The sequence below is a fragment of the Sphingomonas sp. genome, from assembly GCF_042096255.1.
GTDB lineage: Bacteria > Pseudomonadota > Alphaproteobacteria > Sphingomonadales > Sphingomonadaceae > Sphingomonas.
In genome coordinates this window covers 1-12,577 of record NZ_JBELLZ010000092.1, presented here as the reverse complement: position 1 = coordinate 12,577, position 12,577 = coordinate 1, and the positions used below count along the sequence as shown (strand labels likewise).

At 69.9% G+C, this 12,577-nt stretch carries 9 protein-coding genes; 5 read left to right on the top strand and 4 right to left on the bottom strand.

The window, feature by feature from the left end; all coding sequences use genetic code 11:
- The 5 genes from ACFDTH_RS14750 to ACFDTH_RS14730 all read left to right on the top strand — a co-directional run.
- Nucleotides 1–569 (top strand): FAD-binding protein (locus ACFDTH_RS14750; protein WP_375288316.1); only part of this gene is annotated, 569 nt, incomplete at its 5' end.
- A 118-nt stretch (nucleotides 570–687) separates the two neighbouring features.
- A complete protein-coding gene (locus tag ACFDTH_RS14745) occupies nucleotides 688–1,827 on the top strand; it encodes a serine hydrolase (RefSeq protein ID WP_375288315.1) in 1,140 nt (379 codons plus the stop codon).
- A 62-nt stretch (nucleotides 1,828–1,889) separates the two neighbouring features.
- Complete coding sequence (gene polA / locus ACFDTH_RS14740; protein WP_375288314.1) at nucleotides 1,890–4,649, top strand: DNA polymerase I; 2,760 nt, start codon at nucleotides 1,890–1,892, stop codon at nucleotides 4,647–4,649.
- Nucleotide 4,650: 1 nt separating this feature from the next.
- A complete protein-coding gene (locus ACFDTH_RS14735) occupies nucleotides 4,651–5,895 on the top strand; it encodes a cation:proton antiporter (protein ID WP_375288313.1) in 1,245 nt (414 codons plus the stop codon).
- A complete protein-coding gene (locus tag ACFDTH_RS14730) occupies nucleotides 5,892–7,406 on the top strand; it encodes a lipopolysaccharide biosynthesis protein (protein ID WP_375288312.1) in 1,515 nt (504 codons plus the stop codon). The genes ACFDTH_RS14735 and ACFDTH_RS14730 overlap by 4 nt, the downstream gene beginning before the upstream one ends.
- Nucleotides 7,407–7,409: 3 nt before the next feature.
- Here ACFDTH_RS14730 and purH read toward each other — a convergent pair whose 3' ends face one another.
- The 4 genes from purH to ACFDTH_RS14710 form a co-directional block, all read right to left on the bottom strand.
- The gene (gene purH / locus ACFDTH_RS14725; protein WP_375288311.1) at nucleotides 7,410–8,981 is read right to left on the bottom strand and encodes a bifunctional phosphoribosylaminoimidazolecarboxamide formyltransferase/IMP cyclohydrolase; all 1,572 of its coding nucleotides are present in this window, start codon (nucleotides 8,979–8,981) and stop codon (nucleotides 7,410–7,412) included.
- A 16-nt stretch (nucleotides 8,982–8,997) separates the two neighbouring features.
- A complete protein-coding gene (locus ACFDTH_RS14720; RefSeq protein ID WP_375288310.1) occupies nucleotides 8,998–10,731 on the bottom strand; it encodes a heparinase II/III family protein in 1,734 nt (577 codons plus the stop codon).
- Nucleotides 10,728–11,387, bottom strand: coding sequence for a ribulose-phosphate 3-epimerase (rpe, locus tag ACFDTH_RS14715; protein ID WP_375288309.1), 660 nt, complete (start codon nucleotides 11,385–11,387; stop codon nucleotides 10,728–10,730). The genes ACFDTH_RS14720 and rpe overlap by 4 nt, the downstream gene beginning before the upstream one ends.
- Nucleotides 11,388–11,412: 25 nt before the next feature.
- On the bottom strand, nucleotides 11,413–12,577 hold a 1,165-nt coding region (locus ACFDTH_RS14710), incomplete at its 5' end, for an RsmB/NOP family class I SAM-dependent RNA methyltransferase (protein WP_375288308.1).

The window sequence follows — 12,577 nt, the reverse complement described above, 5'->3', positions numbered from 1 at the left end:
CGGTGGTGCCCGCGCAGCATTACACCTGCGGCGGCATCGTCATCGACCGCGACGGGTGCACCGACCTGCCGGGGCTGTATGCGGCGGGCGAGTGTACCGAGAGCGGGCTGCACGGCGCCAACCGGCTCGCGTCCAACTCGCTGCTGGAATGTTTCGTGTTCGGCGAGGCGGCGGCGCGGCACATCGCGGATCATTGGGACGCGCTGCCGCCGGTGCCCGCCATTCGCGCCTGGGACGAGAGCCGGGTTACCGAGAGCGACGAGGAGGTGGTGATCAAGCAGAACTGGACGGAGATCCGCCGGTTCATGTGGAACTACGTCGGCATCGTCCGCACCACCAAGCGGCTGGAGCGCGCGCGCAACCGGATCGAGCTGCTGACCAAGGAAGTCGAGGACTATTACGGCAACTTCCGCGTCACCCCGGACCTGATCGAGTTGCGCAACCTGCTCCAGACCGCGGCGCTGATCGTTCGCTCGGCGCTCCACCGACACGAGAGCCGTGGGCTGCACTATACGCTCGACTGGCCCGAAACCGCGGTGGAAGCGGTCGACACGGTGCTGGTGCCATGAGCGCCGATTCGTTCCACCGCGCCACGGGCGCACTTCACCGCAAGCGCGGCAACCTGCTGTTTCGTATGGAGAAAGCCCCGTTAGGGTCGCCTTCATGGTCGTGGGGGCAAAAGGCGGGATGATCGGACGCGCGGGCAGGCTTGCAACGATCGCGGCAACATGCGCCTTGTCGTCCTGCGTCGCCCCCGAACAGCCGCCCCGTTCGGCGGTGCGTGCGCCCGAGCGTTCGCCCGCTTATGTCGTCTCGGTCCCCGTGCCCAAGCCGCGTCCACGGCCGGTGGATCGTGCGCCGGCGCGGCTACGCGCGCAGATCCAGTCGCTGATCGCGGGCTTTCCCGGCAAGGCCGGCGTCGCGATCCGTGCGGTGGATGAGGGCTGGACGATTGAGGCCGGCGGCCGCCTGCGCCTCGCCCAGCAGAGCGTCAGCAAATTGTGGGTCGCGCTCACCCTGCTCGATCAGCGCGATCGCGGCATGATCCGGCTCGACGATCCGATCACGATCACCCGCAACGACCTGACCCTGTTCCACCAGCCGATCGCCTATCTGGTCGCCAAGCAGGGGGCCTACACCACCACCGTCGGCGACCTCCTCACCCGCGCACTGACCCGTAGCGACAACACCGCCAACGATCGCCTGCTCACCCTGGTCGGCGGTCCCGCCGCGGTGCGCCGGACGATCGAGGACAAGCAGCTGGGCGACATCCGCTTCGGCCCGGGCGAGCGGCTGCTCCAGTCCGGCACCGCGGGGCTGACCTGGCAGCAGAGCTATTCGGTCGGCAACGGCTTCCAGCTCGCGCGTTCCCGCCTTGCACCGGAGGTCCGGCAGGCCGCTTTCGAAGCTTATGTCGACAACCCGCCCGACGGCGCCGCGCCGCTTGCCATCGCCGATGCGCTTGCCCGGCTGGCGCGCGGCGAGCTGCTGAGCGAGACCTCGACGCGCGTGTTCCTCGACACGATGGGCTCGACGGTGACGGGCCGCGCCCGGCTCAAGGCGGCGCTGCCCGCAGGCTGGCAGCTGGCGCACAAGACGGGCACCGGGCAGGAGCTCGGCCGCCGCAATGCCGGCTTCAACGACGTCGGCCTGCTCACCGCGCCCGACGGTCGCCGCTATGCGATCGCGGTGATGATCGGCGACACCAGCGTGGCGATGAGCACCCGGCAGGACCTGATCCGCGAGGCGGGCGCGGCGCTGATCAGCTATCGCAGCGCCGCCGCCGCCAACATCGCCGCGATGGAGCGGCTGGAGAGGGGCTCCTAGGCGCTTATTCGTGACCGCGCGTTGCTGGTGACGTCCCCCATGGCTTCGGCTAAGCCGCGCCGATGCCCCACCTCTACCTGGTCGACGGCTCCGGCTATATCTTCCGCGCCTATCACCGGCTGCCACCGCTGACCAACAAGCACGGCGAGCCGGTGGGCGCCGTCTATGGCTATACCACCATGTTGTGGAAGCTGGCCGACGCCTTGCACAAGGCCGATGGCCCGACCCACATGGCGGTGATCCTCGACAAGTCGTCGAGCACCTTCCGCAACGCGCTGTACGACCAGTACAAGGCCAACCGCCCACCGCCGCCCGAGGACCTCGTCCCCCAGTTCCCGATGATCCGCGATGCCACCCGCGCCTTCTCGCTGCCGTGCATCGAGGAGGAGGGGCTGGAAGCGGACGACATCATCGCCTGCTACACCCAGGCGGCGCTGGCGCAGGGCTGGCGCGTCACCATCGTCAGTTCCGACAAGGACCTGATGCAGTTGATGACCGATCCTTCGGTCGACATGCTCGACACGATGAACAACCGGACGCTCGGCCCCGAGTACGTCCAGGAGAAGTTCGGCGTCGGCCCCGACAAGCTCGGCGACGTGCTGGCGCTGATGGGTGATACGGTGGACAATGTTCCCGGCGTCCCCGGCGTCGGCCCCAAGACTGCGGCCAAGCTGCTGACCGAGCATGGCGACCTCGAAGCCGTGCTCGCCGCCGCGCCGACGATGAAGGCGGGCAAGCTGCGCGACAATCTGATCGAACATGCCGACAATGCGCGCCTCTCGAAGGTGCTGGTCACCCTCAAGTGCGACGGCGACATGCCCGAGCCGCTGGAGGACCTGGAGCTCAAGGGCATCCCCGAAGCGCCGCTGCGCGCCTTCCTGGAGCATCACGGTTTCAGGTCGCTGCTCACCAAGCTTGGCGCGGTCGCCGAAGCCCCGCAGCCGGAGCCCGCCGCCGGCGTGGTGCTGGAGGAGGACCCGCCCTGCGATCATGATGCCTATGAGACGGTGGTGGACGAGGCGGCGCTCGACCGCTGGATCACTGTGGCGCGGCACCAGGGCTGGGTGGCGATCGATACCGAGACCACGGCCAAGGACCCGATGCTCGCCGATCTGGTGGGCGTGTCGATGGCGCTGGCGCCCAATCTCGCCTGCTACGTTCCGCTGGGCCATGGCGGATCGGACATGTTTGCCGAACGGCCGCCGCAGCTTGACCGCGACGTCGCGCTGACCAAGCTGAAGCCGCTGCTGGAGGACCCCTCGGTTCTCAAGATCGGCCACAACCTCAAGTATGACCTGACCGTGCTGGCACGCTGCGGGATCGGCGTGGCGCCCTATGACGATACGATCGTGCTGAGCTTCGACCTCGACGCAGGTCGCCACGGCCATGCGATGGACGAGCTGGCTGCCACCCACCTCCAGCACAGCTGCATCGCCTACAAGGACGTGACCGGCACGGGCAAGAAGGCGATCGGATTCCACGAGGTCGATCTCAAGGCCGCCACCCGCTACGCCGCCGAGGATGCCGACGTGACGCTCAGGCTATGGAAGCGCTTCAAGGCGCGGCTGCCCGCCGAACAGGCCACGCGCGTGTACGAGATGGTCGATCGCGCGCTGCCCGCGGTAGTCAGCCGGATGGAGCGGCACGGCATCAAGGTCGATCGCGAGAAGCTGGCGGGCCTCAGCCGCGACTTCGACACCCAGATCGCCGAACTCGAAACGACGATCCACGGCCTTGCCGGCGGCCCCTTCACCATCGGCAGCCCCAAGCAGCTGGGCGACGTGCTGTTCGAGCGGATGGGCCTCAAGGGAGGGCGTAAGGGCAAGAGCGGCGTCTATTCCACCGATGTCACCGAGATGGAGCGGCTAGCGGCCGACAAGGATTCGCCCGGCGCGGAGATCGCCGCGCGCGTGCTCGACTGGCGTTCGCTCACCAAGCTCAAGAACACCTACACCGACACGCTCCAGGAGCAGATCAACCCGGAGACCGGCCGCGTCCACACCAGCTATTCGCTGACCGGCGCGCAGACCGGGCGGCTGTCCTCCTCCGACCCCAACCTCCAGAACATCCCGATCCGTCAAGAGGTGGGCCGGCAGATCCGCGACGCCTTCGTGGCGGAGCCCGGCAACGTCATCCTCGCTGCGGATTATTCGCAGATCGAGCTGCGCCTCGCCGCCCACATGGCGGACGTGCCGCAACTCAAGGAAGCGTTCGCACGAGGCGACGACATCCACAGCCTCACCGCGCAGGAGCTGTTCGGCGAGGTGACCCGCGACACCCGCGCTTCCGCCAAGACGATCAACTTCGCGATCCTCTACGGCATCAGCCGCTGGGGCCTTGCCGGTCGGCTCGACATCACCGCGGACGAGGCCCAGTCGATGATCGACCGCTATTTCGAGCGCTTTCCCGGCATCGACCGCTACATCGCCGAGACGCTGACGAGCGTGCGCGAGCGCGGCCACACCGAGACCTTGTTCGGCCGCAAGACCTGGTTCCCGCGCATCCGCAGCAAGGTGCAGCACGAGCGCCAGGGGGCGGAGCGCGCCGCGATCAATGCGCCGATCCAGGGCACCAGCGCGGATATCATCAAGCGCGCGATGGCGCGGATGGAACCGGCGCTGGCGCAAGCCGGGCTGACCGGCACGCGCATGCTGCTCCAGGTGCACGACGAACTGGTGTTCGAAGTGCCGGGAGGCGAAGTCGAGGCGGCGAAGCCGGTGATCGAGCGCGTCATGGCGACCGCCGCGGAGCCGGCGGTGGTGCTGGACGTGCCGCTGGCAGTGGAGATCGGCGTCGGCCCGAGCTGGGGCGCGGCGCACTGACGTGACCATCGACCACCTTTACGTCCCGGCGCTGCTCGGCGGCGGGCTGCTGATCCTGCTCGTCGCATGGCTGCCACTGGTGCTGAGTCGCGCGCCTTTGTCGCTGCCGATCGTCTGCGTCGCGATCGGCGCGGCGCTTGGCATGGTGCCCCAAGTCGCGCCGCTCGTGCCGCACCCGGTCGAGACGCCGATACTGGTCGAGAAACTGGCCGAACTGATCGTCATCGTCTCTCTTATGGGGGCGGGGCTCAAGATCGATCATCCCTTCTCCTTCTCCGGCTGGCGGCTGACCTGGCGTCTGCTGGCGGTGGCGATGCCGCTGGGATTGGTCGGCTTCTTTTTAGCCGGGCAGGCGCTGCTCGGATTGGCGATTCCCGCCGCGCTGCTGCTCGCGGCGGTGCTGGCGCCGACCGATCCGGTGCTGGCCGGAGACGTCCAGATCGAGCGGCCGGATTCGCATCGCGACGATGAGGTCCGCTTCGCGCTCACCAGCGAGGCGGGGCTGAACGATGCGCTCGCCTTTCCGTTTGTTCGCCTGGCGCTGGCGATCGCCGCGGGCGGGCTGACCGCAACGGTTTGGCGCGACTGGGCAATCGATGCCGTTCTGATCCGGCTTTCCGTCGGCGGCCTGGTCGGCTGGGGCGCCGGCTGGTTGATCGGCTGGGTGATCTACTGGGTGCCGAGCAACAAGAAGCTGTCCAAGACCGGCGATGGCTTTGTCGCCCTGGGCGCCACCCTGGCGATTTACGCGCTGACCGAGCTTGCGCACGGATACGGCTTCCTCGCCGTGTTCGTCGCCGGGCTGATGATGCGCCGCGCCGCGCAGGACCATGAGTTTAACGACCGGCTCCACGACTTCGCCGACGAGGTGGAACGCCTGCTGATGATGGTGCTGCTGGTGGTGTTCGGCGGCATGCTCACCGCCACCGGGCTCCTGACCGGCTGGACCTGGGCCACCGTCGGATTCGCGCTGATCGGCATCTTCGTCATCCGCCCGCTCACCGCCTGGGTGTCGCTGGCCGGCACCGGCAGGCCCTTCGGCGAGCGATTGATCGTGTCCTTCTTCGGCATTCGCGGGCTCGGCTCGGTCTATTATCTCGCTTATGCGCTCAACCACGGCGAGTTCGGCAACGCAGGCGTGCTGTGGGACGCCCTGGCGTTGATCGTGCTGATCTCGGTGGTGCTTCACGGCGTGACCGTCACGCCGGCGATGCGCTGGATGGATGCGCGGCGGGCCGAGGCGTGAGTACCGCAGGCGACCTCGCCACCTTGGCCAAGGGCGGGCGCACCAACGTCGCCGGCTTCATCCTGCGCCTTGCCGCACGCATCCCGTTCCTGTTCATCGCGGGCCGTCTCTACGGCCCGGACCTGGTCGGCCGCTTCGCCATCGCGGTGGTGGTCGTGGAACTGGCTGCACTGGTCGCCACACTGGGCCTCAAACGCGGGCTGGCGCAGGCGCTGGCGAATACAAAGCGGCCGCATGCCCATGTCGCGTGGGACGGCCTGGCGCTGGCCGGCGTGGTCTCACTGGCGGCAAGCGCGGTGCTCTGGGCCTTTCCCCAGATCCTGTATCCGAACACGCCGGTCACCGGGCTCGACCGCTATCTCTCGCTGATCGTCGTCGCGATCGCCTGGTCGGACGTGAGCCTGGCGGCGCTGGCCTATCGCCTCAACGTCAAGGCGGCGGTGACCGCGCGCGCGGTGGTGGAACCGTGGACGATCTCGATCGCCGCCTGGGCCTTCTCCTTCTTCACGCTGCGTGACGGTCTCGTTCTGTCCTACGTCGCGTCGATGACCGCGGCGCTGATCGCCAGCATCGTGCCGTTCCTGCGCAGCTACGGCCTGCCGACCGGCTGGTCGCCGCACCTTCGCGAGTTGTTCGCGCTCGCCCGCGCCAATGCACCGCTCGCCGGTGCGGACGCGATCGAATGGGGCACGCGCAACGTCGACCGGTTCATCCTGGGCCTGCTGTTCGCGCCCGGCGTGGTCGGCATCTATTACATGGCGCAGCAGGTCGCCTCGATCCCGCAGAAGCTGAAGACCTCGTTCGACCCGATCCTGGGCCCGGTGATCACCCGCAGCCTGGCCGAGAACAACCTGGCGGCGATCGCGACGCAGGTCCGGCAGGTCGCCTTCTGGATCATCGCCGCGCAGGGCGGCCTTGCGCTGATGGGGTCAATCCCCGGTGAGGCGGTGATGGGCACGGTGGGGCCGCAATTCGTCGCCGGCACTGCGGCGCTCGCCTTCCTGTTGTTCGCCGAGGTGCTCGCCTCGACCGGGGCCGTGTGCGAATCGGCGCTGGTCTATGTCGCGCGGCATCGCAACCTGATGATCTCGGCGGCGATGATCGCCTTCCAGGTGGCGTTGAGCTTCGCCCTGGTCTTCGCTATGCGCGTGCTCGGCTGGCCTGAGGCGTGGCAGGCGGCGGGCCCCGCGGTGGCGCTGATGGCCAGCCTGGCGCTCACCTCGATGATCAAGGCACGGGTGCTGGGGCGGCTGCTCGGCGCGCCGGTGTCGCCATGGCGCTGGCCTTTGGTCTGGGCGGCGGGGTCGGCGATGGCGGTGGGCTGGCTGTTCACCCTGCTGCCGCACCGGCTCGAATGGGCGGAGCTGCTGTTCGGCGAGCCCGCGATCCTGGTGACCTTCCTGTTCGTCCTCTGGCGCTACGCCTTCGGCCCCGCCGACCGCGCATTGTTCTCGAAGATGCCGCGCGCGGAAGAAGCGACGCTGCCGCATGAGGGCAGCGCCACCCGGTGACGATCAGTGCCGGAAGTGGCGCATGCCGGTGAACACCATCGCCAGCCCCGCCTCGTCCGCCGCCGCGATCACCTCGGCATCGCGGATCGAGCCGCCCGGCTGGATCACCGCGGTGGCGCCCGCCTCAACCGCCGCCAGCAGCCCGTCCGCGAACGGGAAGAAGGCGTCGGACGCGACCGCGCTGCCGATCGCGTGCGGCTGCGCCCAGCCGGCCTTCTCCGCCGCGTCCTTGGCCTTCCACGCCGCGATACGGGCCGATTCGAGCCGGTTCATCTGACCGGCCCCGATGCCGGCGGTGGCGCCGTCCTTGGCATAGACGATGGCGTTGGACTTGACGTGCTTGGCGACCGTCCAGGCGAAGCGGCAGTCGGCGAGTTCCTGCGCGGTCGGCGCGCGCTTCGTCACCACCTTGAGCATGTCGTCGGTGAGCATGCCGCCATCGCGCGACTGGACCAGCCAGCCGCCCGCGATCGTCTTGGCGACCAGCCCGTCGCGCGCGGGATCGGGCAGCGCGCCGGTGAGCAGCAGCCGCAGGTTCTTCTTCGCGGCGAACAGCGCCAGCGCCTCCGCGTCCGCACCGGGCGCCACCACCACCTCGGTGAAGATGCCGGTGATCGCGCGCGCGGTGGCAGCGTCGAGCGGGCGGTTGAGCGCGATGATCCCGCCGAACGCGGACACGGTGTCGCAGGCGAACGCCGCCTCATAGGCCTCGGCCAGCGTCGCGCCGGTGGCGACGCCGCAGGGATTGGCGTGTTTGACGATCACGCAGGTCGGCTCGGCGTCTCGGAACTCCGCCACCAGCTCCAGCGCCGCGTCCGCGTCGTTGAGGTTGTTATAGGAGAGCTCCTTGCCCTGCACCTGCCGCGCCTGGCCGATGCCTGGCGTGGACGGGCCGGCGTTGCGGTAGAAGGCGGCGTGCTGATGCGGGTTCTCACCGTAGCGCAGCACCACGGGCGCTTCGAGCACCTGCGGCAGGGTGGCGGGGAAAAGCTCGCCCTGATCGGCGAAACCGAACCAGCCGGCGATCATCGCATCATATTTGGCGGTGGCGGCGAAGGCCTTGGCGGCGAGGCGCTTGCGATCCTCCAGTGTCGTCTCGCCGCTGGCGACCAGCGGATAGTCCGCAGGATCGGTGACGATCGCGACATAAGCGTGGTTCTTGGCGGCGGAGCGGACCATCGAGGGGCCGCCGATGTCGATGTTCTCGATGATCTCGTCGCGTGCGGCGCCCTTCGCGACGGTCTGCGCGAAGGGATAGAGGTTCACGACGACGAGGTCGATCGCGCCGATGCCGTGCTCGGTCATCGCCGCGGCGTGGGCGGGATGGTCGCGCACCGCCAGCAGGCCGCCGTGTACCATCGGGTGCAGCGTCTTGACCCGGCCATCCATCATTTCGGGAAAGCCGGTGAGATCCGAAACGTCGCGGACCGGCAGGCCGGCGTCGCGGATCGCCTTGGCGGTACCGCCGGTGGAGACCAGTTCGACGTTCTTGTCGGCGAGCGACCGGGCGAGATCGACCAGGCCGGTCTTGTCGGAAACGGAAAGGAGGGCGCGGCGGATGGGGATGGTCGTCATGCGCGCGCCCCTTAGGCTAATTCGCCCGTTTGAACAGCCAGCTCGTCACCGCGCCGCCGGAGTCCGCCCGGCCGGTCAGCACGAGCTGCTGGGTAGCGAGGGGGCGGCCATCTCCATCGATCCACAGGCTGTCCTCGATCGCCAGCGTGCCGCCCCGCGTGCGGAACTGCCACAAGGCGCCGGTCGGCAGGCGCAGCAATGCGGCCTGGCCGTCCGCGGTGGGCGACGCCTCCACGCCCCGCCCCAGATGGAAGCGCAGCGAGAACGGCGTGGTGCCGATCCGGCGCCGCCGGCCGCGCGGCAGCAGCGAATCCTCGCCGTGCAGTTCCTTGCCGTCGCCCGAGAGGATCAGCTGACGGCGGTGGACGAAGCCGAAGCGTCGGGCATAGCCGTCGTGGCTCGATTCAATCCGGCTGGCGTTTTCCGATTCCTGGCGGCTCAGTTCCACCTCGCCGACGCCGCGCCCGAGCGTGCCATCGGGGTGGATGGCGGTGGAGTTCGAGTCGGCGATGGTCAGTGTCGAGTGCGCGGCGGTGGTGCGCAGGCCCTGCACCAGCGCGGGCGGCAACTGAAGCGATGCCGCATCCGCCCCTCCGCAATTGACGACGATACGCGCCTCGCCTTCTGACAGTTCGAAGGCGAGGGTAGAGGCGCAGCCGCCGTCCACCACGCGTGCGACCGGCGGTGGCGCCGCATCCATGATCGCCACCGTGCCGCCCGCGGCGAGCCGCTGATACCCCCAGTCGCGCGCCTGGCGGAGCGGGCGGGTGCGGATGCCGCTCGCCGCGATCAGGTCACCGAGCCGCTCGGCGTCGAGCGGCGCGCTGCCCTGCCAGCTCGACAGGCTGCGATCGGCATGGGCGACGCCGAGCAGGGCGGGGATCATGCGGGCCAGCGCCGCTGCAACGAACTCGGGCAGGTCCAGCCGGCGCGCCGCATAGCCTTCGCGCAGCATGGCGAGCAGCGCGACCATGTCGGCGAGCGCGCCAGGCGCGCGGCTCACCGCGCCGCCGTCCTCGAACAGGCCGGTGGCGAGCGCACGGGCGAGGCCCGCCTCGCCGAACGAACGCCGGGGGTCGCCGCCAGGGATCAGCAGCCCCGCCGCGACCACGCCCGCCCAGGCTGCCACCCGCGCCGGGCCGGGCGGTGCCTTGTCCGCGCTGCGATCGATGTGGCGGGCGCCGCGGGCGAGCGCGTTCAAGACCTTGGAGCGGTAGATCAGGTCCGCCGAGGAGAGGATCAGCGGCGCGTGCGCGGTCCAGAACAGGATGCGCCGGCCCCACAGGTCGGCGCGCCACGCATCGCCCGCCACCTTTTCGCCATGCGCGGCGATCCAGCGCGACATCAGGTCCTCGGCGATCGGCGCGCCCTGCGCGCGGGTGGCGACGGTGGACAGGTCGCGCAGCCAGGCGAAGGAATGGAGGTGGTCGGTGAAGGCGCGCGGCGCCTCCAGCGTGCGCAGGTCGAGCCCCTCGATCGCGCGCCGTTCGCCGCGAAAGTCGAGATGGCCGGCGAGCAGTGCCTGGCCGCGCCGCACGTCGCCGAGCAGAGGATCGTCGGGCACCGCGATCAGCTTCAGGGGATGGCGACCGCGCAGGTGCAGGGTGTGGAAGGGGGTGCGCCAGGTGAGCCGGTGCAGCCGTTCGGACAGGCGATCGGCGAGCGACAATCCCTTGTCGCCGCCGACGCGCATCAGCCGCTTGCCTTCCTCGATCCCGTCGGGCGCGAGCTCGCCGGCGTCGTCGCTCATCCGCCGCGGATCGCCCGGATGTTGGCGGCGTAGGCGTCGGGGCCGCCGCGGAAGGTGGCGGTGCCGGCGACGAGCGCGTCGGCGCCGGCGTCGATGGCGCGGCGGGCTGTTTCGGGATCGACGCCGCCGTCCACCTCCAGGTCGATGTCGCGGCCGACCTTCTCGATCATCGTGCGTATCGCGGCGATTTTCCTGAGCTGGCCGTCAAGGAAGTGCTGGCCGCCGAAGCCGGGGTTGACGGTCATGACCAGCACGAGGTCGACGATTTCCAGCAGGTAATCCAGCATCTTGGCCGGAGTGCCGGGGTTCAGGACCACGCCGGCGCGCTTGCCCAGCGACTTGATGTGCTGGAGCGTGCGGTGGATGTGCGGCCCCGCCTCCGGATGCACCGTCAGCGTGTCGGCGCCAGCCTCCGCGAAGGCGTCGAGATAGGCGTCGACCGGCGAGATCATCAGGTGGACGTCGAACGGCTTGGCGGTGTGCGGGCGCAGCGCCTTCACCACCGCGGGGCCGATGGTGATGTTGGGCACGAAATGGCCGTCCATCACGTCGATGTGGATCCAGTCCGCCCCCGCAGCATCGATCGCGCGCACCTCCTCGCCCAGCCGGGCGAAGTCTGCGGACAGGATCGAGGGGGCGATGCGGACGGGCTTCATGGGGAACCGTTATCGAAGGTTGGCGTCAGGCGGAAGCACGCATGAGCCGCGCGACGAAGAAGCCGTCGCAGCCGCCCTGCTCCGCCAGCGTGCCCGGCAGCGTGCGCACCCAGCCGCGCGGATCGGGGGTGATGCCCTGCGGTAGCTCGCCTGCCTGTGCGGGGCGGAGCGCAAAGTCCGGCCGTGCCGAGAGGAACGCCTCGATCTGCGCCTCGCCTTCTTCGGGTTCGAGCGAGCAGGTGGCGTAGACCAACGTGCCGCCCGGCGCGACCCATTCGGCGGCGCGGGAGAGCAGGGCGCGCTGGAGTTCCGCCATTTCGGACACGATCGCCGGCCGGGCGCGGTAGAGCACATCGGGATGGCGGCGGAAGATACCGGTGGCGCTGCACGGCGCGTCGAGCAGCACCGTCTGCGCCGGCGCGGCGGGTGCCCAGTCGCGCACGTCGGCATGGATCACCTGCGCGTCGAGGCGGGTTCGCGTGAGGTTCTCGCGCAGCCGCGCCAATCGCGGCTCGGACGAGTCGACCGCGGTCACCTGCCAGCCGGCGGCGGCGAGCTGGAGCGTCTTGCCCCCCGGCGCTGCGCACAGGTCCAGCGCGGTGCCCGCGTCGCGGCCGATCAGCCGCGCGGGGATGGAGGCGGCGAGGTCCTGCACCCACCATGCGCCCTCGGCGAAACCCGGCAGGTCGGGAACGCTGCCGCCTCCGTGGAGGCGGACGTGGTTGGGGGCGAGCCGCTCGCCTTTGGGTGCGGTCACATCGGCCCCCGCAAGCGAAAGGTCGAGCGGCGGTGGCGCGGCAATGGCGCGGGCGGCCGCCTCGGCCACCGTCTCGCCCCATGCCGCCCGCCAGCGCTCCGCCACCGTGGCGGGCAGTGCCGGCAGCTCCGGCAGCGCGGCGCCCTGCCGCATCAGCGTGCCGAACACGCCATGGACCAGCTTGCGCGGACCGCCGTCCACCAGCGGCAGCACCGTCGCGATCGCGGCGTGCGGCGGCGTGCCGAGCGCCAGCGCCTGGACGAGCGCGATGCGCAGCGCGAAGCGCGCCTTGGCGTCGTCGGGCAGGCGCAGGCGCGTCGCCGTGTCGATCAGCGCGTCGAGGTCGGTGAGGCGGCGCAAGGTCTCGGCGGCGATGGCATGGGCGAGCGCGCGATCGGACGGCACCGGCAGCGCGCGCGTGGCGGCAGGGAGC